This window comes from Microbacterium sp. ARD31 (genome assembly GCF_031844425.1).
Genome location: NZ_JAUZVE010000042.1, coordinates 1 through 21248 on the forward strand (window position 1 = coordinate 1; position 21248 = coordinate 21248).

Below are 21248 nucleotides of genomic sequence, written 5' to 3' on the forward strand. Positions count from 1 at the left end.
CACGGGCGTGCATGCCGCGGCCCGGGCCGATGCTGGCGAGGACCACGGACCGCTCCGGCACGAAGCCGAGCGCGACCGGGACGAACGCGGCGATGTCGCCCGGCGAGCGCGCGGTCATCGTGGTGGTGCTGGAGCCGGAGGGACGGAGGGCGCCGTTGCTGCGGTCGGAGGAGGTCATGGCCCCGACGGTTCCCCCCGGCACCCACGTCCGGGCACCCGACGGGCGCGCGCGTGTGGACAACGCGTTGCCGGGGCACGCTGTGGACGACTGGTGGCCCGCTCCGCGTCGCACGCCCGGGCTGGGAGACTGTCCGGGTGAGGCCCGTCCCGATGCTGCCCGCCCCAGGCGGGCGGACCTGATGCGCAGCACCGCGTCGGTGCTGCACGTCGACCTGGACGCCTTCTTCGCCGCCGTCGAGCAGCGCGACAAGCCGTCGTTGCGGGGCAAGCCGGTGATCGTGGGCGGGACCGGGGGCAGGGGCGTGGTGGCGACGGCGTCGTACGAGGCGCGCAGGTACGGCGTCGGGTCGGCGATGTCGACCCGCGAGGCGCGCGCCCGGTGCCCGCACGCCGCGTTCCTGGGTGGGCGCTTCCACGCCTACCGGGAGACCAGCGCGCGGGTCATGGCCGTGCTGCGCGAGCTGTCCCCGCTCGTCGAGCCGCTCTCGCTCGACGAGGCCTTCGTCGACCTCGCCGCCGCGGACCTGCCCGACCTCGACGTGGCCACGGTCACGCGGGTCGGCGAGGAGCTCCGGCGTCGCATCACCGAGGTCAGCGGCGGACTCACCGCCACGGTCGGCGTCGCGTCCTCCAAGTTCCTGGCCAAGGTCGCCAGCGAGCTCGACAAGCCCGACGGCATGACCGTCGTCCCGCCCGGCACCGAGCTCGAGCTGCTACGACCGATGAACGTCGCGGTCATCCCCGGCGTCGGCCCCGCCACGGCCGAGCGCCTGCGCCGCGCCGGCATCCACACCATCGCCGACCTCGAGCAGGTGAGCGAGGACGAGCTGGTCCGGCTGCTCGGCAACGCGCAGGGCCACGGGCTCTTCCAGCTCGCCCGGGCGCGCGACGACCGCCCCGTGGTCGCGGAGCGCGAGACCAAGTCGGTCAGCGTCGAGGGCACCTGCGACTCCGACCTCACCGACCGCAGGCTGATGGAAGGGCTGCTGACGCGCCAGGCCCGCGACGTCGGCGCCCGCCTCCGCAAGAGCGGCTACTCCGGGCGGACGGTCACCATCAAGGTCAGGATGTACGACTTCACCACCCTGAGCCGCTCCACGACCCTCTCGAGCCCCACCGACGACGGCGGCACCATCGGGCGGGTGGCGCGCTCGCTCCTGTCCGACCTCGACACGACCGGAGGCGTCCGACTGCTCGGGGTCGGCGTCTCGGGCCTCGCCGACTGGGTGCAGGAGGACCTCTTCGGGGAGGCGCCCAGCGAGGACGAGGTCGAGGTGGTCCTGCCGGAGCCGCCGCGCCGCACGTGGCCGCCGGGGGCCGACGTGGAGCACGACGAGCTCGGGCCCGGCTGGGTGTGGGGCTCCGGCGCCGGAGTGGTGACCGTGCGCTTCGAGACCGCGGACACCCCGCCCGGGCCGGTCCGCAGCTTCCGGGTCGACGACCCGGCGCTGCGCCGTCGCGAGCCGCCCACCGAGGACTGATCCCCCGGGCCGTGGCGCCGTCGCGTCACCCGCCGTTCACCGCGGCGCCGTTGCACGTCCCGCCCCCGCCGGGGCAGCATGGTCGGGCCCTTGCGGGGGAAATAGGGTGAGGGGCTCCCGATGGTATGAGCATCAGGAGCCCCTCGGCTCGACCGGGAAGGTGACGTCCGGTCCACCGGACCGGTCTCCCAGCCCCCACCGACCCCGTCACCAGGCCTGCGCGGCGAGCAAGTCGCCGTGTGGAGCTGCTTGTCCGATCCGATCCCCGACCCCGCCCGAAGGCGGTCTCGGTAGGGAGAGTTCTATGCCTGCGCGGCCGGGTGCCGCAAGGGGTTGGCGGAACAAACTTCCGGTCCCACAGGGTTCCCCACAGAACTTCCGCGGCGCTCCACAGCCGCACCGCACCCCCTCCACAGGTTGCGAGCCGGGCTGTGGAGGAGCACGACGAGGCGGACGGCCGGCCCGCATGAGCACGCCGACGCCGGGGAACCCCCTGAGAAGTCCCTGAGAGTTCGTGTTTCGTGCAACTCCCGTGGGCACTGGCTCGTCAGTGCAGATGAAGGCACCGACATCCGATCGGGAATCTCGCATCGAACACAGGTGTTGGAACAGGTGTGCGACACGGGGTGATCGCACGAGAAGCAGGAGGACGAAGATGAGCACTGCACAGGCCAAGCGCACCACCACCACCACTCGTGAGATCGAGGGCCGCGACAGCGTCGGTCTCTACCTGGACGAGATCGCCCGCACCCCGCTGCTCGACGCCGAGACCGAGGTCGAGCTCTCCAAGACCATCGAGGCGGGCCTGCTCGCCCAGCACCTGCTCGACACCGGCCGCGTCGGCCGCCGCAAGGGCGGTGCCCCGATGAGCGCCAGCGAGGCCGAGCTCGAGTGGCTCGCCGAGCAGGGCCGGCTCGCGGTGGACCGCTTCATCGAGGCCAACCTGCGCCTCGTCGTGTCGATCGCCCGCAAGTACGGCCGGTCGCAGATGCCGATGCTGGACCTGATCCAGGAGGGCAACACCGGCCTGATCCGCGCGGTCGAGAAGTTCGACTACACCAAGGGCTACAAGTTCTCGACGTACGCCACCTGGTGGGTGCGTCAGGCGATCACCCGCGGCATCGCGCAGCAGGCCCGCGTCGTACGCCTCCCGGTGCACGTCGTCGAGGAGCTCAACCAGGTCGGTTCGGCCCGCCGCACGCTGGAGCGCCAGCTCGGCCGCGACCCCGAGCCGCACGAGATCGCCACCGAGCTCGGCATGGACCTCGACCGGGTCCTCGACCTGATGAGCTGGGGTCGCGAGCACGTCTCGCTGGACACCCCGGTCGACGAGGACGGCGACACCTCCCTCGGTGACCTGATGGCGCAGGAGACCGCGCCCGGCCCGGACCTCAACGTCCTCGACGCCGAGGCCCGCCAGCGCCTCGACGACCTGGTCGGGATCCTCGACGAGCGCTCTGCCGACATCGTCCGGGCCCGCTACGGCCTGGCCGACGGGCGCCAGCACAAGCTCGCCGACATCGGTGCCCGCCACGGCATCTCCGCGGAGCGGGTCCGCCAGCTCGAGCGGGAGGCTCTCCAGAAGCTCCGCCGCGCCGGCGACCCCGACCTCGCGGCCTGACTCAGGTTCAGTACGCCGCGGACAACAGGTCCGCGCTCGCGGCCCGTGCCTGCTCGACCACGTCGGGCGGCACGGGCCGCTTCGCTGCCACCCGGGCCTGCCACATCTGCAGGGCGACCACCCGGGCCGCGGCCTCCTCGATGCGCGCACGCGAGAGCTCGCCGGACTCCAGCGCGTCGACGACGATCTGGTGCGTGGTGGCGGTGTCCACCGGCATCAGCAGCAGGTCGGCACCCGCCTGCAGCGCCTGGAGGGCGGGCGTGGGCCGGCCGCCGACGGCGCCCATCCCGAGCGAGTCGGTGATCGCCACGCCCTCGAAGCCGAGGTCGTCGCGCAGCAGGTCGTAGACCTCCGGCGCCATGCTCGCCGGCACGCCGGGGGCGATCTCGGTGAGGTCGAGGTGGCTCATCATCACTGCGGGGGCGTGCTTGGCGATGGCGAGCTCGAACGGCGGCAGGTCGTGCGCGCGGATCTCCGCGAGGGACGACCCGACGACCGGCAGGGCGTCGTGGCTGTCGGTCGTCGCGGTGCCGTGGCCGGGGAAGTGCTTGACCGTGGACACGATGCCGGCGGAGTCGTAGCCCTTGACGGCGTACGCCGTCGCGAGCGCGGCGACCTTCGGGTCCTGCGACGGGGACCTGGCCCCGATGGTGGGGTCGGCGGCGCCGATGGTCACGTCGGCGACCGGGGCGAACACCCAGGTGAACCCGAGGTCGCGCAGCTCGTAGCCGGTGGCGCGGGCCGCCAGTCGCGTCACCTTGCGACCGGTGCGCAGGTCGGCCTCGATGGCGGTCCCCGCGGACTGGAAGTGCGGGAAGTCCGTGGCGATGCCGCGCAGGTGGGAGACGTAGCCACCCTCCTGGTCCACCCCGATGACCGGCGGGAAGTCCCGGCCGTCCTCGGCCGCCGCCTGCGCGACGGCCGCGGTCATCGCCAGCACCTGCTCGCGGTCGGCGATGTTGTCGGTGGTGATCGAGACCCCGGCCAGGTGCAGGTCGCGCACCATCGCGGCGGGCTCGAGCGGGTCGGTGCCGTGGAAGCGGCCGACGATCACCTGACCGGCCAGCTGAGCGGGCGACCACGTGCTGACCAGCTGCTGTGCCTCCTCGACCTCGCCGATCGTCGGACCCCACGAGGTCGGCGTGTCCGGGTCGGCCGGGCTCTCCGTGGCCGTGGGCTCGCCGGACGACGCCGGGGCGCTCGAGGAGGGCGCTGGCCCGCTGCCGTCGTCGGTCCCGGTGGCAGCGCACCCGGTGGCCAGGAGGACACCAGCTGCGAGGACGGCCAGACGGGGTCGGAGCGAACGCACGCCCGGAGGCTACCTGCCGTCCGGTCTGGACCGGGAAACGTCAGGCTCGTGCGCGGAGGTCGGCGTAGACCTCCTCGACGCGCTCGCGGAGCTCCTCCAGGGAGCCGGTGTTGTCGATGACGTGGGTCGCGATCGCCAGGCGGTCCTCGCGGGTGGCCTGGGCCGCGATCCGCGACTCCGCCTCCTCCCGGGACCAGCCGCGGTCGCGGACCATGCGCTCGACCTGCACCTGCGCGGGCACGTCGACCACGACCACCGCGTCGAACGAGCCCGCACGCCCGCCCTCGGCCAGCAGGGGGATGTCGTGCACGACGACCGCGTCGGCCGGTGCCTGCGCCTCGAGCTCGGCGCCGCGCCGGTGCACGAGCGGGTGGATGATCGCCTCCAGCCGCTGGCGGGCAGCAGGGTCGGCGAAGACGATCGCGCCCATCGCCGGTCGGTCGAGCTCGCCGTCGGGCGTGAGCACCTCCTCCCCGAACTCCGCCACCACGGCGTCGAGCCCGGGCGTGCCCGGTGCCACGACCTCGCGCGCCAGCAGGTCGGCGTCCACGACCACGGCCCCCAGGCCGGCCAGGATCGCCGACACGGTGCTCTTGCCCGAGGCGATGCCCCCGGTCAGTCCGACCCGAACGGTCACTGGTCCTCCCCCACGACGACACTCAGGATCCCGTGGAGCGTACGACGCTGCTCCTCCGTCAGCACGCCCAGGACCTGCTCGGAGGCGTCGCGGCGCACGTCCTCGATCCTGGCGACGAGGTCCTGGCCGCGCGGGGTCAGGGTGAGCATGGTCGCGCGCCGGTCCGTGGGGTCGGCGGCCCGTCGCAGCCAGCCCCGGTCCTCGAGCGCGTCGACGACCTCGGTCGCCGAACGCGGGGCGATGCGCAGCTCGTCGGCGAGCACCGACGGGCGCACGCCGTCCGGGTGGGTCGACAGGACCCTCAGCGCCCGCGACTGCGACGGGGTGACCTGCCACGCGGCCAGCGAGTCGGCGTACGCCCGGCGGACACGGCGCGCCAGCGCCATCACCAGGTCTCCGGTCGCGGGCTCATGCCCGCCCTCGTGTGGGACCACGGAATATCTCCGCTCCTGCGTCGGTTGCACCCTCATAGTGAGGCTACCTCACCTTCTCCCGACCTCCAGAGAGGAGCTGGTCGCATGGATGACCACATCACCTCGACCCCCGGCTCCCGCCGCTCGCGCAGCGGCCGTCCCGACCCCGCCGACCTACGGCAGCTCGCGGACTCCCCCGTCTCCCTCCGGCGCATCGCACGCCTCTTCGCACCCCACCGTGGCACGCTCGCCGTCGTCGTCGCGCTCATCGTGCTGAGCTCGACCGTCTCGCTCGCGCAGCCGTTCCTGGTCCGCCACGTCATCGACGAGGCGCTCCCCCAGCAGGACGTGCGCCTGCTCCTGCTCTGCGTCGCCGCCATGATCGGTGTCGCGGTGGCGAGCGCCGTGATCGGCGTCGTCCAGACCTGGCTCTCGACCGCGGTCGGCCAGAAGGTCATGCACCGTCTGCGCAGCGACTTGTTCGCCCACCTCCAGCGCCAGTCCCTCGGCTTCTTCACCCGCACCCGCGGCGGCGAGGTGCAGTCGCGGCTGGTCAACGACATCGGCAGCATGCAGGGCGTCGTCACCCAGACCGCGACCTCGATCGCCGCCAACCTGACCGTGGTCGTCGGCACCGCCGTGGCGATGGTCGCGCTGAGCTGGCGCCTCGCGCTGCTCTCGCTCGTCGTGCTGCCGCCGGCCGTGCTGCTCACCCGGCAGGTCGCGCGCATGCGTCACCGGATCACCGCCGAGCGCCAGCGCCGGCTGGCCGACCTCCACGTCCAGATCGAGGAGGGGCTCTCCGTCAGCGGGGTGCTGCTCACCAAGACGCTCGGTGCCTCACCCCGCCTGACCGCACGCTTCGAGGAGACGTCCGCGGACCTCGTCGGCCTCGAGATCCGCTCGCGGCTGGCCGGCCGGTGGCGGATGGCGACGATGAACGTCGTCTTCGCCGCCGTGCCCGCCGCGATCTACCTCGCCGCCGGCTTCCCCGCGACCTCCGGCGGGATGACCATCGGCACCCTCGTCGCCTTCATCGCACTCCAGGGCACGCTCTTCAGGCCGCTGATGGGGCTGCTCAACGTGGGTGTCGACTTCACCTCCTCGCTGGCCCTGTTCAGCCGCATCTTCGAGTACGCCGACCTGCCGGTCGAGGTCGCCGAGCCCGCCAGGCCCGTCCGGCTCCCCCGTCGCAGCGCGGCAGGAGAGGTGCGCTTCGAGGACGTCGGGTTCGCCTACGACGACGAGCGCCCCGTGCTGAGCGACATCGACCTCGTGGTCCCGAGCGGTGCCACGCTCGCCCTCGTCGGGGAGACCGGCAGCGGCAAGTCGACGCTCGCCTCCCTCGTCCCGCGCCTGCACGACGCGACGTCGGGCCGGGTCAGCATCGACGGCGTCGACGTGCGCGACCTCGCCCTCGCTGACCTCGCCGACCTCGTCGGCGTCGTGAGCCAGGAGACGTACCTCATGCACGCGACGGTGCGGGACAACCTGCGCCACGCCCGCCCGGACGCGACCGATGCCGAGATCGAGGAGGCGTGCCGCGCGGCGCGCATCCACGACGTGGTCGCGGCCCTCCCCGACGGCTACGACACCGTCGTCGGCTCGCGCGGGCACCGGTTCTCCGGCGGCGAGAAGCAGCGCCTGGCGATCGCCCGCACGCTGCTGCGCGACCCCGCGGTGCTGGTGCTCGACGAGGCCACCAGCGCCCTCGACAACGAGACCGAGCGCGCCCTGCTCGGCACCCTCGCGGACGTCGCGCGGACCCGGACCACGATCACCATCGCGCACCGGCTCTCCACCGTCCGTGACGCCGACCAGATCGCCGTGATGGACCGCGGCCGGGTCGTCGAGCTCGGCACCCACGAGGAGCTCCTGCTCCTCGGCGGCAGGTACGCCGACCTGGTCCGGGGCGGCCTGCGCGCGGAGCCGGCCGCCGCCTGACCGGCGTCAGGCGGCTGCGGCCTTCTCGGCCGCCGCCAGCAGCACGCAGGTCGCGACGGCCTCCATCGCCTCCGTGACTTCCTCGAGCGGGGGCATCGTCGGCGCGAGCCGGATGTTGGTGTCGTCCGGGTCCTGCTTGTAGGGGAAGGACGAGCCCGCCGGCGTCAGCGCCACCCCGGCCTCCTTGGCCAGCTGGACCACGCGGCTCGCCGTGCCGGGCACCACGTCGAGGTTGACGAAGTAGCCGCCCGCCGGTGTGTTCCACGTCGCCACGCCGCGACCGCCGAGGCGCTCGGTGAGGACCCGGTCGACCTCGGCGAACTTCGGCGCGATGATCTCGCGGTGGCGGACCATGTGGTCGCGCACGCCCTGCGCGTCGCCGAAGAACTCGACGTGGCGCAGGTGGTTGACCTTGTCCGGCCCGATCGAGCCGTTGCCGAGGTGCCCGAGGTACCACTGCACGTTGGCCGTGGACGCCGCGAGGAAGGCGACCCCGGCACCGGCGTAGGTGATCTTCGAGGTCGAGGCGAACATGATCGGCCGGTGCGGGTGCCCGGCGGCCGACGCGAGGGTCAGGATGTCGGCGCTCTTGGCCTCGTCCTCGGTCAGGTGGTGCAGCGCGTAGGCGTTGTCCCAGAAGATCTTGAAGTCCGCGGCAGCCGTGGGCATCGCCGCGAGCCGCGCCGCCACCTCCTGGCTGACGATGGCCCCCGTGGGGTTCGCGTAGGTCGGCACGACCCACATGCCCTTGACGCTCGCGTCGTCACGGACCAGCGCCTCCACGGCGTCCACGTCGGGGCCGTCGTCGTGCATGGGGACCGTCACCATCTCGATCCCGAGGCTCTCCAGGAGCGTGAAGTGGCGGTCGTACCCGGGGACCGGGCACACGAAGCGCACCTTCTCCTCGCGGCTCCACGGGCGCTCGGAGTCGACGGCGCCGAAGAGCATCAGGTCGACGAGGCAGTCGCGCATCATCGTCAGGCTGGAGTTGCCGCCGGCCACGACCTGGTCGGGCTCGACCCAGAGCAGCTCGGCGAAGATCTCACGGAGGTCGGCGAGGCCCTCGAGCCCGCCGTAGTTGCGTACGTCGACCCCGTGGGAGTCCTTCGTCGACGTCGGCAGCCGCAGCAGGTCGTCGGCGAGGTCGAGCTGCTGCGCCGACGGCTTGCCGCGCGTCAGGTCGAGCTTCAGGCCCCGCTTCGTGAGCTCCTCGTAGGCCGCGCGCTGCTCCTCGAGCAGCGCGGCGAGGTCGTCGGCGGACAGGTCGGCCAGCGCAGTCGCGTTCACGCGGTCAAGGCTACCGAGGTCCGGACGTCGCTCAGGCGGGCGTCCGGAACGTCCGCCGGTACTCCTGCGGGCTGACGCCCCGGGCGCGGCCGAAGTGGTGGCGCAGCGTCGCGGCGTTGCCGAACCCGACCTCGCCGGCGACCCAGTCGATCGAGTGGTCGGTCTGCTCCAGCAGCTCCTGCGCGGCGCGGACCCGCTCGCCGAGGATCCAGCTGTAGGGGGTGGTGCCGGTCTCCTCCTTGAACCGCCGCGCGAAGGTGCGACCCGACATGTGCATCTGCCTCGCGAGGGTCTCCACGTCGAGGTCCTCGGACAGGTTCGCGCTGATCCAGGCGAGCAGCGGCGCCAGCGCCTCCGACTCGCAGACCGGGACGGCGCGCGCGATGAACTGGGCCTGGCCACCGTCGCGGTGCGGTGGCACGACCATCCGGCGGGCGGCCGTGGCGGCGACCTTGGCTCCGAACTGCTGGCGCATGACGTGGAGCGCGGCGTCGAGGGCGGCTGCCGACCCCGCGCCGGTGATGATCGTGCCGTCCTGGACGTAGAGCACGTCCGGGTCGACCACCGCCTCGGGGTAGCGCTCGGCCAGCTCGGCGGCGTACCGCCAGTGGGTGGTGCAGCGTCGACCGTCGAGCAGGCCCGCCTCGCCCAGCATGAACGTCGCCGAGCAGTGCGCGAAGATCATCGCGCCCCGCTCGTGGGTGGCCCGCAGCAGCTCCGACACCTCCGGGGAGGTGCCGCGGTGGTTGCTCTTGGGTGCCAGGCAGACCAGGTCCGCGTCGGCGGCCTCCTCCAGCCCGTGCTCGACCACCAGGTCGAAGCCGGCCCGCGTGCGCAACCGGCCCGGCGTGGGGGTGACGACCGTGAAGTCGAAGACCGGGTTGTCGTCCTCGGGGTGGTAGGGCTCGGCCCAGACCTCGCACAACGCCCCGAGCCCGAACGGCTCCGGCTTCTCCTGGACGACGACCGCCACCTTCTGCATGGGGACAGCCTGCACGAGCGGTGGCAGGAAATCAACTAACTCTGGCATTCCTGCCACTAGTGGCAGCAAGTCGACGGGAGAATGATTACTGCCATGAACACCATCGTCGCTCTCCTGGTCCTGACCGCCCTGTTCGCCGTGCTGGTCAGCTACGCCCGCCACGACCGATTCGCCGGTCCCTCCTCCACCCACCACCCCCTCGACGACCTCGGCGACATCGACCTCCGCCAGCACCTGGTCCCGCGCGGCTGAGGTGACCGAGAGCTCAGGGAGGCGGCAGGATCCGGGGTGTGCCGCACCCCTCCGTCCCGCTCGCCGCAGGCTCCCGCGTCGCCCTCCTCGTCCCGGGCTCGACGACGTACGTCGACCTCGTGCTGGCGCTGCTCGCCGACGGGGTCTTCCCGGTCCCGCTCGACCCGGCGCTGACCGCGGCCGAGCGCGACCGGGTCCTCGCACCCATCGCGCCCGACCTGGTCGTGACCGGGACCGGCCAGGTCGAGGCGCTCCTCGACGGGCGCCGCGACCGCGTCAGGTCGCTGCCGCGGGGGCGGCCGATCCACTGCACGAGCGGGACCACCGGCACGCCGAAGGGCGTCTGGTCGGGCCTCCTTCCAGACGAGGACGCCGCCGCGCTCGTCGCCGAGGAGCGCGACCTGTGGGGCTTCACGGCGAGCGACGTCAACCTCGTGCTGAGCCCGCTGCACCACTCCGCTCCCCTGCGCTTCGCCACGGGGACGCTCCTCGCGGGCGGCCGGATCGTGGTGCCCGGGAAGTTCGACCCGGCGCGCGTCACGGCAGCGATCGCCGCTGAGCGCCCGACCACGATGTTCTGCGTACCGACGCACCTCCAGCGGCTGTTCGCGCACTGGGACGAGGTCGGCGTCCCTGACCTGTCGTCCTTCCGGCTGGTCGCCCACGCCGGGGCGCCCTGCCCGCCGGCCACCAAGCGGCGCCTCGTCGAGCTGTTCCCGGCGGGATCGACCTGGGAGTTCTACGGCTCCACCGAGGGCCAGTTCACCGCGTGCCGGTCCGAGGAGTGGCTCACCCGTCCCGGCACGGTCGGCAGGGCGCGTCCCGGCCGGACGCTGAGCATCGCGTCGGACGGCCGGATCTGGTGCGCGGTGCCGCCCCACGCGCGGTTCACCTACCTCGGCGCCCCCGAGCAGACGGCACGAGCCTGGCGGGAGACCCCGGCCGGGCCCGCGTTCACCGTCGGTGACGTCGGCCGGCTCGACGACGACGGCTACCTCCACCTCGACGGCCGGCGCACCGACCTCATCATCTCCGGCGGCGTGAACGTCTACCCGCTCGAGGTGGAGAACGCCCTGCGCGAGGTGCCGGGCGTCACCGACGTCGCGGTCTTCGGAGCCCCCGACCCGGACTGGGGGCAGCGGGTGTGTGCCGCCGTGGTCGGCACCGCCACCGCGGCGGAGCTGGCCGCCCACGCCCGGGTGGTGCTGGCGCCGGCCAAGCGCCCCAAGGACTACCTCAGCGTCGGTGAGCTGCCGATGACCGCGACCGGGAAGGTACGGCGCGAGGCCCTGCCGGCCCTGGTCACGGGTCAGGCCCCCTGACCCGCGATCTCAGGCCTCCCACACCTCGCGCAGCCGGGCGGCGAGGTCACGGGACTGCCGCAGCCCGGCCTCGGCCGCGACCTTGCGCTTCGCCGGGTCGAGGAGGTTGCGGCCGAAGGCCTCGAGCGCTGCGGCGTCCGGGGTCACCACCGACCACGCTCGCGGCCCCACGCGCTCGAGCTGGGCGCGGATGGACGTCTTCCTGCTCAGCGAGCGCGGCAGCGGGGCGAGGACGACGACCCGCTCCGCACCCCGCGCGACGTCGACGTTGGCCGTTGACCTCATCCCGCCGTCCATGTACGTGCGGCCGCCGATCTCCACGGGGGGCCAGACGGTCGGGACGGCGCAGCTGGCCGCCACCGCGGACACCAGGTCGACGCCGGAGTCCGGGGTGAAGACGGTGAACTCCCCGCTCGCCGCGTCGACGGCGGTGATGCGCAGGTCGCGGTCCGGCCAGTCCTGGACGGGCAGCCGGGACCGGATCACGCCCTCCCGGTCGACGCTGCCCGGCGCGTGGGAGGCGAGTGCGACCCGACCGACGCGGGCGAGCTTGTCGCGGCCGCTGCCGGGCAGGACATAGGGCGGGACGAGCTTGAGCGCGGCGATGCGCGACAACCGGCCGCCCAGCTCGGCGTCGGGCGGCTCGAGCTGTCCGGCGTACAGGTCGGCGAGCGGCTGCCCGTTGGTCACCTGGGCGCCGACGACCGAGCCGGCCGAGGTGCCCACCACGATGTCGGCGTCGGTCAGGTCGACGCCGGCCTCCGCGAGGCCGGCCAGGATGCCGAGCTCCCACGCGATGCCGGTGATGCCGCCGCCGCCGAGGACCAGTGCCGAGGTGCCGTGACCTGTCATGGGGCAGTTCTAGCGGACCCGCCCTGACGGGTCACCGCGGAGTGCCCGGACACGACGACGGCCCGCCGGGAGTCCCGGCGGGCCGTCGTGCGTGGATCAGTCGATCAGCGGATCAGTTGGACCCGCCGGTCAGCTTCTCGCGGAGCGCCTGCAGCGCCTCGTCGGAGGCCAGCGAGCCGCCGGTGTCGCCACCGGTCTCGGCCGCCGCGTCGCCGCCGGAGGAGTAGGACGTGGCCTCGCCGGCCTCGACCTCGGCCTGCTTGGCCTCCTCCTGCTGCTTGACGTGCGCCTCCCAGCGGGCGTGCGCCTTGGCGTACTGGTCCTCCCAGATCGCACGCTGCTCGTCGAAGCCCTCGAGCCACTCGCCCGTCTCGGGGTCGAAGCCCTCGGGGTAGACGTAGTTGCCCTGCTCGTCGTAGGTGGCGGTCATGCCGTAGAGCGTGGGGTCGAACTCCTCCACGTCGGCGGCGGCGGCGGTCTCGTTGGCCTGCTTGAGCGACAGCGAGATCCGGCGACGCTCGAGGTCGATGTCGATGATCTTGACCATGACGTCGTCGTTGACCTGGACGACCTGCTCGGGGATCTCGACGTGACGCTCGGCGAGCTCGGAGATGTGCACCAGGCCCTCGATGCCCTCCTCGACGCGGACGAACGAACCGAACGGCACCAGCTTGGTGACCTTGCCCGGGACGATCTGGCCGATCTGGTGGGTGCGGGCGAAGTGCTGCCACGGGTCCTCCTGCGTCGCCTTCAGCGACAGGGAGACACGCTCGCGGTCCATGTCGACGTCGAGGACCTCGACGGTGACCTCGTCGCCCACGGCGACGACCTCGGACGGGTGGTCGATGTGCTTCCAGGAGAGCTCGGAGACGTGGACGAGGCCGTCGACGCCGCCGAGGTCCACGAACGCACCGAAGTTGACGATCGAGGAGACGACGCCCTTGCGGATCTGGCCCTTCTGGAGCTGGGTCAGGAAGCCGTGGCGGACCTCGGACTGGGTCTGCTCGAGCCAGGCGCGACGCGACAGGACCACGTTGTTGCGGTTCTTGTCGAGCTCGATGATCTTCGCCTCGAGCGTCTGGCCGACGTAGGGCTGCAGGTCGCGGACGCGACGCATCTCCACCAGCGACGCGGGCAGGAAGCCACGCAGGCCGATGTCGAGGATGAGGCCGCCCTTGACGACCTCGATGACGGTGCCCTCGACGACGCCGTCCTCCTCCTTGACCTGCTCGATGGTGCCCCAGGCCCGCTCGTACTGAGCACGCTTCTTGGACAGGATCAGACGGCCTTCCTTGTCCTCCTTCTGGAGGACCAGGGCCTCGACCTTGTCGCCCACGGAAACGACCTCGTTGGGGTCGACGTCGTGCTTGATCGACAGCTCGCGCGAGGGGATGACGCCCTCGGTCTTGTAGCCGATGTCGAGGAGGACCTCGTCACGGTCCACCTTGACGATGGTGCCGTCGACGATGTCGCCGTCGTTGAAGTACTTGATGGTCGCGTCGATGGCCGCGAGGAAGTCCTCTTCGGACCCGATGTCGTTGACCGCCACCTGGGGGGCGTCGTAGTCCGGAAGAGTGGAGAGCGTGCTCGTCATATGGGAAGTGATTCCTTGGATGGATGGAGTCGTGCGGACGCACACAGCCGTCTGTTTCACTGGTCGCTGACGGTGACGGATCACTGGCGGCGACGCGGCGAGCCCCGGTTCGCTCGGTACGGAACCCGGGCGGACGACTGGCGCAACGCTTAAGACTACGCGCGCTCGACGGCCGGAGTCCAACCGGGGCGCACGCTCAGCGGCACGCTCGGCCCACGCTCAGCGACCGAAGGGCCAGGCGTGCACGTCGCCCGTCGTGGCGATGGCGCGCAGCAGCTCCTCCGCACGGTCGGCGACGGGGTTGTCACCGGCCCGCGAGGCCAGGTCGACCAGTGCCCAGAGGTCGGCCGCACGGGCACCCGCCAGCAGCTCGTCCGGGTCGCCGCCTCGCAGGGCCGTCCACGCCGACAGGACCGCGGCGACGTACGCCGGGTGGCGGTCGAGGCGCAGCAGGTTGCCGACGTCGGTCCAGGGGTGCCCGGCGTGGGCGAACTCCCAGTCCAGCACTGCCGCGACGGCGTCCGAGCCCGGGCCGACCAGCACGTTCTTCGGGTTGAGGTCGCTGTGGACCACGCTCGTGCGGCCCACCGTGTCGAGGAGGTCCTGGGCGGGCCCGGCAACGCGCCGCAGCCGCTCGCGGTCGGGCGCCGACCAGTCGACCATCCGCTCGACCCACTCGGCCAGCCCGCCGTCGGAGAACTCTCCCACGGCCAGCTCGGCGTCGAGGAAGGGGCCCGCACGCAGCGTCGGCATCCCGGCCAGGGTGCCGGCGACCGAGCCCATCGACCCACCGAGCCGCCCCAAGGCCTCGACGTCGTCGCGGGCGACGAGGTCGGCGAGGGCCAGGTCGCCGCGCTCCCCCGGCAGCCACTGCGTGACCAGCAGCCCGGGAAGCCCGTCCTCGGGCTGCGGACGACGTACCTCCACGACCTCGGGCACCGGGACGAGGCCACGGACCAGGCGCAGCACGGCGGCGTCGACCTCGGGTGCCCCCGGACCGCGCTCGTCGCCGGGCGGGTAGACGCGCACGACGGCGCGCTCACCGCCGACCTCGCCCAGGAACGTCCGTCCGGAGTGGCCGCCGGCGAGCGGGGTCAGGGAGGGGCCGAGGTCGCTCACCGGAGGATGGTGGCACGCACCCGTCGCGTCCGGGCCCCGCACCCGTACCCTTCCGGTGTGGAGGACCACCTGCCCCAGTCCGTCCGGGTCGAGCGTCGTCCCGTCACCGAGCACGAGTCCCGCCGTGCCAACGGGCCCGACTGGGACCGGTACGCCGACGAGTACCAGGCCACGCACGGCGCCTTCCTCGGCGACGCCGGCTTCGTCTGGGGACCCGAGGGCCACACCGAGGACGAGCTCGCGATCCTCGGCGACGTGCGCGACCTCGACGTCCTCGAGGTCGGCAGCGGCGCGGGCCAGTGCTCGCGCTGGGTCCGCACCCACGGTGGCCGCGGGTTCGGCCTCGACCTCTCGCACCGCCAGCTCCAGCACTCGCTGCGCCTCGACGCGGAGACCGGCGTGGCCGTCCCCTCGGTGCGCGGCACCGCCACCGACCTGCCATTCGCGGACGACAGCTTCGACATCGTGTTCTGCTCGTTCGGGGCACTGCAGTTCGTCAGCGACATCGAGGTCGCCGTCGCGGAGGCGGCCCGGGTGCTGCGTCCCGGCGGCCGGTTCGCCTTCTCGATCACCCACCCGACGCGCTGGATGTTCCCCGACGACCCGGGCGAGGCCGGGCTGACGGCGACGCAGTCGTACTGGGACCGCACCCCCTACGTCGAGGTCGACGACGCCACGGGTGTCGTGTCGTACGTCGAGCACCACCGCACGCTCGGCGACTGGGTGCGGCTGCTGCACGCGGGCGGCTTCACGCTGGCCGACCTGGTCGAGCCGGAGTGGCCCGAGACCCACGACCGGGTGTGGGGCGGCTGGTCACGCACCCGCGGGCTGCTGACGCCGGGCACCGCGATCTTCGTCGCGCACCTGGCGCGCGCCTGACGCCTCCCGCGACCGGTTGCGCGCCCAGCCGGCGAGCAGCGAGGCAGGGTTGAGCAGCGCCCAGGCCCGGTGCGGCAGGTCGGCATCGCGCAGCAGCTGTCGGCGCAGCTTCTGGCAGGCGGTCCAGAACTCACGCGCGTCGTCGGCGTCGGCCGGTCGCGCCGCGAAGACGGCGGCGTCGGCGCGGCGGGCGAGGTCGAGCCCGACGCCGAGGCGGGTGGCCTGGGTGACACGGCTCCACGTGTCGGGCACCGGCGTGCCGCGGTCGCGGGCGGCGTCGAGCACCTCCTGCCAGCCGTTGACGTAGGGCGCCGACCACGACGGCGTGCGCCGACGGCGCGCGCGACGCAGCCATTTGGCGATCGGGACGAGGAGGAGCGCGAGCAGCACGGCGGCCAGGACCGCACCGACCGCCCGCAGGATGATCTCCCACGGTGAGAGGGGCTCGTGGATGGCGGTCCCCTCGGGCAGCGTGACCCGCGTGCCCTTGGGCAGGCGGATCTCCTTGTCCTTGCCCTTCGCGGCCGCCTCGAGCTGCTCCTTGACGAAGCCCGCGGCGTCCGCGGCCGCGGCGGCGTCCTCGCCCTCGGTGACCAGGTGCACGCCGACGTACCGCTGCGGGTCGAGCGGCCGCCAGGTGCCATCGGCGAACTGCAGCTCCACCCACGACGTGATGTCGTCGTGGGTGACGAGGCCGCGGGCGTCGGGCTCGGCACCGGTCACCACGCGTGCCGGCACACCCAGCCGGGAGGCACCCAGCGCCATCACGGCCGAGTACTGGAACGGGGTGCCGGACATCTGCTTGGAGCCGAGCAGCCGCAGCCCGAGGTCGACCGGAGCCTGCGAGGACGTGCCGGTGAATCGGGTGGAGCCGTTGAGGCGGAGGTAGCGCGCCAGCAGCAGCACGCGCTCGATCGGCCGGATCTCGGCGCGGTCGAAGGGGGCGAGGTACTGATCGAGGAACGCCCCCGCCGGCTGGCGCTGGTCCTCGGTCGCCTCCTGCGTGGGGTCGCGGCGGGTGAACTCGTCCTCGGTGAGCACCGAGGCGAAGGTGTAGTCGTCGCGGGTGTTGACGCCCCCGATGACGAGCGCGCTGGAGGTGGCCTGGTTGTAGCGGACGTCGGCGAGCTGGGTGCGGCCGTCGGTGTAGTCCAGGGTGAGGCTGGTGAGCTCGCCGAGCATCGGCAGCCAGTCGCTGGAGTATCCCGGGCGGACCTGGATGCGAACGCCGACCGTGCGTCCGTCGTGCAGGGCGTCCACGTTCTCGCCGATGCGCTTGAAGGTGCCGAAGCCGTCGGTGCCGGGCGACTCCTCCGCGGGTACCCACGCCTGGCCGTCGTACAGGTCGAGGGCCGCGAACCGCAGCAGCCGGCCCTCGGGCACGCCGGTCGCCTTCAGCAGCTCGTTGCGACGGCCCACCCGCCGGGGCACCACCGACTCCGCGGCGCCCGCGACGACGGCGCTGTTGCCGTCGCCCTTGAGCAGGACGCGGTCGACCTCGTTGCGGTCGGGGACCAGCAGGCTCACCACGCCCGAGACGAGGGTGACCGTCAGCACCGCGGTCATCGCGGCGGCGACCGACCCGCGGGCCTCCCCGACGATCGCCTCGCGCCGCCGCGCCCGGGCCGCAGCCCACGCGACGAGCACGATCGCGAAGAAGATGCCCCGCGGGACGAGGAGCGACGGCACCAGGACGCCGAGCGGGATCGCCGCGGCGAGGGCCGCCACCAGCGGTACGGCCGGGGCGAGGGTGCTCCGGGTGGCCAGGGCCAGCCAGGCAGCCGGCGCCGCGGCGAGGAAGCCGATCAGGAACGGCACCAGCATCACCTGGCCGCTGGGGTCCACGGGCGGGACGGTGCTGACGAGTGTCGTGGGGGCGCTGATGCTCTCGCCCAGCACCCGGTTCATCGTCTCGAAGGTCGGCAGCACGTAGGGGCCGGGGCGGCGCAGCGCGACCCACGCGCCCAGCGGGGCGAACAGCACCACCGCGGCGAGGGCGTACCACCACACGCCCTCGTGCACCCGCCGGAAGAGCACGGCCAGCCCGAGGAGGAGCACCACCGGCACGAGACCCGTGACGAGGTAGCTCCGGTCGGCGAACGTGTCGTCGAGGACGCTCAGCGCCACCGCGACCAGGAGCAGGACGACCGAGGCGTCCAGGACGCTGCCACGCTGGCGGTTCACCGCATCCCCCTCGCGAGGAGCTCCTGCAGGCGGGCGAGGTCGGGGATGGAGATCTCCCGCAGGGCGTGGCTGTCACGCAGCCGCGCCTCGCCCTCGCTGTCGGCCCGTACGACGATCCAGTCGGCGCCGCGGTCGAAGCGGCTGGCGGCCTGGTCGAGCTGCACGAGGTCGCGCGCGGCCCCCGTCACCTGCACGACGAGGCCGGTGCCGCTGACGGCGGTCGCCGCGTCCGCGGCCTGCGCAAGGTAGTCGTCGTCCCCCGCGACGAACCGGCACGCGGCGTCCGTCATCGCGACGGCGTGCCGGCCCCGGGCCAGGTGCGGTCCGCAGCGCAGGTAGGTGTCGAAGTCGTCGCGCACCGCCCGCAGGGCGATCGACGTGGCCACCGACACGGCGAGCTCGAAGTCGCGCAGCCGGGGGTACGACGACCGCGCATCGTCGACGAGCACGGTCACGTGGCCGCGACGGGTCTCGTGGTACTGCCGCACGAGCAGCTGGCCGGCCTTGGCGGAGGAGCGCCAGTGGACGTGGCGCAGGTCGTCGCCGGGGACGTACTCGCGCAGGGCGTGGAAGGCCAGGTCGCTCATCGAGAGCTGCTGGCTGGTCGCACCGTCGAGGTCGTTGGTCAGGCCTCCGGCGAAGACCGAGAGGTCGGTCACCCGGGGCGCGACCAGCAGCTCCAGCGGCTCACCCGTGCTGAACCGGCGGGTGACCAGCCCGACCGGGTCGGTCTTCTCGTAGGTGACCGGGCCGACGAGGTAGACCCCTCGTGGCACGGCGGGCAGGGGCACCGCCTCGGTGTGGCGGGCGAAGGGTGCGAGGAAGGGCAGCCGCAGCGACACCGTGCGACGGCCGACGGGGACGGTCACCTTGGGGAAGAGCATCGGCGCGGCCCCGGCCTGGACGTGCAGCGTCGCGGTCGGCGGTGTCCCGCCCTCCACGATCCGGTTGGGCCGCAGCACGAGCTCCGCGACCGGCGTGCCGGGCAGCACCTGCCAGACGAGTCCGAGCACGAGCAGCCCGAAGGCCACGACGGCGAGCTGGGTGAACTCCTGCCAGTTCAGCCACACGGCCAGCACGAGGGTGAGGATCCCGAGCACGAGGACGCTGCGCCCGAGTCCGGTCAGCATCCGGACGGGCGAGAGCACCCGCGAGAGCAGCCGCCCCGCGCGGGCCGTCGACGGGACCTGCCGAGCGCTCACGCGCGGTCGCGAGGCACCGGGACCTGGACCAGCAGGTTGTCGATGACCTCCTCGGGGGTGACCCCGCCGAACGCCGCGCCTGACGCCATCAGCAGGCGGTGGCCCAGCACCGGTCGCGCGAGGGTGGCGATGTCCTCGGGGACGACGTGGCCGCGACCCTCCGCGAGGGCCCAGGCCTTGGCGGCGCGGATCCAGGCCAGCGACCCGCGGGTCGACAGCCCGATGCGCACGTCGGGGACGTCGCGCGAGGCCTCGGCCAGGCGCCGGACGTAGCTGATGATCGCCCGGTCGACGTGGACCATGTCGGCGAGCTGGCCCATCTGGGTGATCTCCGTGGCGCCGACCACCGGCGTGAGACCCGCGGCCCGGTCACGGACCCGGGACTCGGCGAGCAGCGCCTCGGTCGACTCCGCGTCGGGGTGACCGACGCTCGTGCGCATCAGGAACCGGTCGAGCTGCGCCTCCGGGAGCTGGTAGGTGCCTGCCTGCTCGATGGGGTTCTGGGTCGCGATCACCATGAACGGGCGGCCCACCTCGTGGGTGCGTCCGTCGACGGTGACGTGCCCCTCCTCCATCACCTCGAGCAGCGCCGACTGCGTCTTGGGCGAGGCCCGGTTGATCTCGTCGGCGAGCACCACGCTGTGGAAGATCGGCCCGGGGTGGAAGGAGAACTGGCCGTGCCCCTGGTCGTAGACCGTGACCCCGGTGACGTCGGAGGGCAGCAGGTCGGGCGTGAACTGGATGCGCGCGAACGAGCAGTCCAGCGACTTCGCCAGCGCCCGCGCCAGCATCGTCTTGCCGGTCCCCGGCAGGTCCTCCAGCAGGAGGTGGCCGCCGGAGACCAGGCAGGTCAGGGCTAGACGCACGACGTGCTTCTTGCCGAGCACCGCCGACTCCACGTTGTGCACGACCCGCTCGAACGTGTCGGCGTACCACCGGACGTCGTCGGTGTGGACGGTCGCGATCTCCGTCATGCGGTCGCGGACCTACCTCTCGGGTGTCGCTGGTCAGGCAGCAGCGGAGCGGCGCCGCATGAGCTGCAGCGCGATGCCGATCAGCAGGGCCGGGATGCCGACGATGTAGCCGACCAGCGGCACCGTGTCCTTGATGAGCTTGAGGCTGCTGGCGTTGGACTTCGAGTCCTCGGCGTTGCCGGCGACCTGATCCTCGGTGAAGCCGTAGTCGAGGATGAGGAACGGGTTGCCCTCGTCGTCGATGCGCTCCTGGTGCTCGAACTGGTTCACGATCGCGCCCGTGGTCGGGTCGATCCAGATCTCACGGTCCGTGGAGTAGGTGCCCTGCACGCCGTCGGTCACTTCGATCGGCGCGTCGGTGACCTCGATCTTGTAGACGTAGGTCTCCAGGCCGTCGACGTCCTCGGTGCGGTCGTACGTCGCGTCGACCGCCTCGCCGGCGAAGCTGTCCCAGTACTTGTAGTCCTTCTTCTCCGCCTCGAAGGGCCACTTGTTGATCAGGCCCTCCTTGTCCTCGGCGCTGGGCGGGAGGTACTTCGGGTCGTCGACGGCCTCGGCGGTGCGGCGGTCGGTGGCGAAGTTGTCGGTGCTGGCCGAGAGCAGGCGCTCCTGCGGGTCGCTGGCGCTGACGCACTCGTCGATGCCGCCCTCGTCCTTGACCAGGCAGCTCGAGTTCTGGAACACGATGACCTCGGAGTCGGAGCGGTCCGAGTCGGCACGAGTGACGCTGAAGGCCTTGACCGGGAACTCGTTGGTCCCGCCGGTGCCGTCGGAGAGCTGTGCCGTGCCGTCCAGCAGGGTGAGGCTGTCGGTGTCCAGCGGGGTCTTCATCAGACGCCCGGGGGCCCAGAACTGGGCCAGGACAGCCAAGGTGACCAAGAATCCACCCAGCACCGTCAATCCGATGCCGAAGCCCTTGCGCATAGCGATTTTCCTCCCGGTCGCCTCAAAGTCGGGGCGACTCTAGCAGCGAAGTGACTGTTCGGTAGCCAATCGGCGCGGTGAAGTTTTGCGTC

The 21248-nt window shown here is 72.6% G+C and carries 18 protein-coding genes; 6 read left to right on the plus strand and 12 right to left on the minus strand.

The annotated features are described in order from the left end of the window. Positions 1-359 precede the first annotated feature (359 nt). A complete protein-coding gene (locus Q9S36_RS41235) occupies positions 360-1661 on the plus strand; it encodes a DNA polymerase IV (protein ID WP_311290558.1) in 1302 nt (433 codons plus the stop codon). Positions 1662-2316: 655 nt separating this feature from the next. After that, entirely contained in the window at positions 2317-3282 is a 966-nt protein-coding gene (locus Q9S36_RS41240) for a sigma-70 family RNA polymerase sigma factor (protein WP_311290559.1), read from the plus strand. Positions 3283-3289: 7 nt separating this feature from the next. On the opposite strand, the gene Q9S36_RS41245 is transcribed toward Q9S36_RS41240, so the two are convergent. From Q9S36_RS41245 to Q9S36_RS41255, 3 genes are read right to left on the minus strand one after another with little or no spacing between them, the layout of a single operon-like run. Then, positions 3290-4591, minus strand: a complete 1302-nt coding sequence (locus Q9S36_RS41245; RefSeq protein WP_311290560.1) for a glycoside hydrolase family 3 N-terminal domain-containing protein — start codon at positions 4589-4591, stop codon at positions 3290-3292. A 40-nt stretch (positions 4592-4631) separates the two neighbouring features. Beyond that, on the minus strand, positions 4632-5228 hold the full coding sequence (gene coaE, locus Q9S36_RS41250; protein WP_311290561.1) for a dephospho-CoA kinase: 597 nt from the start codon (positions 5226-5228) through the stop codon (positions 4632-4634). Continuing rightward, positions 5225-5662 carry a MarR family transcriptional regulator gene (locus Q9S36_RS41255; protein ID WP_311290562.1) on the minus strand — a complete coding sequence of 146 codons (438 nt, stop codon included), beginning with the start codon at positions 5660-5662 and terminating at the stop codon, positions 5225-5227. The genes coaE and Q9S36_RS41255 overlap by 4 nt, the downstream gene beginning before the upstream one ends. Before the next feature lie 84 nt (positions 5663-5746). Here Q9S36_RS41255 and Q9S36_RS41260 point away from each other — a divergent pair, with 84 nt between their 5' ends. After that, on the plus strand, positions 5747-7585 hold the full coding sequence (locus tag Q9S36_RS41260; protein ID WP_311290563.1) for an ABC transporter ATP-binding protein: 1839 nt from the start codon (positions 5747-5749) through the stop codon (positions 7583-7585). A gap of 6 nt (positions 7586-7591) precedes the next feature. Here Q9S36_RS41260 and Q9S36_RS41265 read toward each other — a convergent pair whose 3' ends face one another. Both Q9S36_RS41265 and Q9S36_RS41270 read right to left on the minus strand, forming a co-directional pair. Continuing rightward, the gene (locus Q9S36_RS41265) at positions 7592-8872 is read right to left on the minus strand and encodes an aminotransferase class I/II-fold pyridoxal phosphate-dependent enzyme (RefSeq protein ID WP_311290564.1); all 1281 of its coding nucleotides are present in this window, start codon (positions 8870-8872) and stop codon (positions 7592-7594) included. Between the two features lie 31 nt (positions 8873-8903). Next, complete coding sequence (locus Q9S36_RS41270; RefSeq protein ID WP_311290565.1) at positions 8904-9854, minus strand: helix-turn-helix domain-containing protein; 951 nt, start codon at positions 9852-9854, stop codon at positions 8904-8906. 93 nt (positions 9855-9947) lie between these two features. Here Q9S36_RS41270 and Q9S36_RS41275 point away from each other — a divergent pair, with 93 nt between their 5' ends. After that, positions 9948-10106, plus strand: a complete 159-nt coding sequence (locus Q9S36_RS41275; protein WP_311290566.1) for a hypothetical protein — start codon at positions 9948-9950, stop codon at positions 10104-10106. Between the two features lie 38 nt (positions 10107-10144). Further along, complete coding sequence (locus Q9S36_RS41280; protein ID WP_311290567.1) at positions 10145-11428, plus strand: AMP-binding protein; 1284 nt, start codon at positions 10145-10147, stop codon at positions 11426-11428. A gap of 9 nt (positions 11429-11437) precedes the next feature. Here Q9S36_RS41280 and Q9S36_RS41285 read toward each other — a convergent pair whose 3' ends face one another. The 3 genes from Q9S36_RS41285 to Q9S36_RS41295 all read right to left on the minus strand — a co-directional run bounded on the left by Q9S36_RS41285 (position 11438) and on the right by Q9S36_RS41295 (position 14993). Continuing rightward, entirely contained in the window at positions 11438-12280 is an 843-nt protein-coding gene (locus Q9S36_RS41285; protein ID WP_311290568.1) for a patatin-like phospholipase family protein, read from the minus strand. 112 nt (positions 12281-12392) lie between these two features. Continuing rightward, positions 12393-13874, minus strand: coding sequence for a 30S ribosomal protein S1 (gene rpsA / locus Q9S36_RS41290; protein ID WP_311290569.1), 1482 nt, complete (start codon positions 13872-13874; stop codon positions 12393-12395). Between the two features lie 219 nt (positions 13875-14093). Next, complete coding sequence (locus tag Q9S36_RS41295) at positions 14094-14993, minus strand: phosphotransferase (protein ID WP_311290570.1); 900 nt, start codon at positions 14991-14993, stop codon at positions 14094-14096. 57 nt (positions 14994-15050) lie between these two features. Here Q9S36_RS41295 and Q9S36_RS41300 point away from each other — a divergent pair, with 57 nt between their 5' ends. Continuing rightward, positions 15051-15872 carry a class I SAM-dependent methyltransferase gene (locus tag Q9S36_RS41300; RefSeq protein ID WP_311290572.1) on the plus strand — a complete coding sequence of 274 codons (822 nt, stop codon included), beginning with the start codon at positions 15051-15053 and terminating at the stop codon, positions 15870-15872. Here the strand turns inward: Q9S36_RS41300 and Q9S36_RS41305 are convergent. From Q9S36_RS41305 to Q9S36_RS41320, 4 genes are read right to left on the minus strand one after another with little or no spacing between them, the layout of a single operon-like run. Continuing rightward, the gene (locus Q9S36_RS41305) at positions 15807-18056 is read right to left on the minus strand and encodes a transglutaminaseTgpA domain-containing protein (protein ID WP_311290573.1); all 2250 of its coding nucleotides are present in this window, start codon (positions 18054-18056) and stop codon (positions 15807-15809) included. The two genes, Q9S36_RS41300 and Q9S36_RS41305, sit on opposite strands and share 66 nt — an antisense overlap. Then, positions 18053-19258, minus strand: a complete 1206-nt coding sequence (locus Q9S36_RS41310) for a DUF58 domain-containing protein (protein ID WP_311290574.1) — start codon at positions 19256-19258, stop codon at positions 18053-18055. Before Q9S36_RS41310 ends, Q9S36_RS41305 begins: the two co-directional genes overlap by 4 nt. Next, entirely contained in the window at positions 19255-20232 is a 978-nt protein-coding gene (locus Q9S36_RS41315; RefSeq protein WP_311290575.1) for a MoxR family ATPase, read from the minus strand. The genes Q9S36_RS41310 and Q9S36_RS41315 overlap by 4 nt, the downstream gene beginning before the upstream one ends. Positions 20233-20265: 33 nt before the next feature. Further along, positions 20266-21156, minus strand: coding sequence for a DUF3068 domain-containing protein (locus Q9S36_RS41320; RefSeq protein ID WP_311290576.1), 891 nt, complete (start codon positions 21154-21156; stop codon positions 20266-20268). Positions 21157-21248 lie beyond the last annotated feature (92 nt).

What these genes read in the sequence shown, in the direction of transcription:
- Q9S36_RS41235 (WP_311290558.1), top strand. Translation starts at nt 360, where the DNA reads ATGCGCAGCACCGCGTCGGTGCTGCACGTCGACCTGGACGCCTTCTTC.
- Q9S36_RS41240 (WP_311290559.1), top strand. Translation starts at nt 2,317, where the DNA reads ATGAGCACTGCACAGGCCAAGCGCACCACCACCACCACTCGTGAGATC.
- Q9S36_RS41260 (WP_311290563.1), top strand. Translation starts at nt 5,747, where the DNA reads ATGGATGACCACATCACCTCGACCCCCGGCTCCCGCCGCTCGCGCAGC.
- Q9S36_RS41270 (WP_311290565.1), bottom strand. Translation starts at nt 9,854, where the DNA reads ATGCAGAAGGTGGCGGTCGTCGTCCAGGAGAAGCCGGAGCCGTTCGGG.
- Q9S36_RS41275 (WP_311290566.1), top strand. Translation starts at nt 9,948, where the DNA reads ATGAACACCATCGTCGCTCTCCTGGTCCTGACCGCCCTGTTCGCCGTG.
- Q9S36_RS41285 (WP_311290568.1), bottom strand. Translation starts at nt 12,280, where the DNA reads ATGACAGGTCACGGCACCTCGGCACTGGTCCTCGGCGGCGGCGGCATC.
- rpsA (WP_311290569.1), bottom strand. Translation starts at nt 13,874, where the DNA reads ATGACGAGCACGCTCTCCACTCTTCCGGACTACGACGCCCCCCAGGTG.
- Q9S36_RS41315 (WP_311290575.1), bottom strand. Translation starts at nt 20,232, where the DNA reads ATGACGGAGATCGCGACCGTCCACACCGACGACGTCCGGTGGTACGCC.
- Q9S36_RS41320 (WP_311290576.1), bottom strand. Translation starts at nt 21,156, where the DNA reads ATGCGCAAGGGCTTCGGCATCGGATTGACGGTGCTGGGTGGATTCTTG.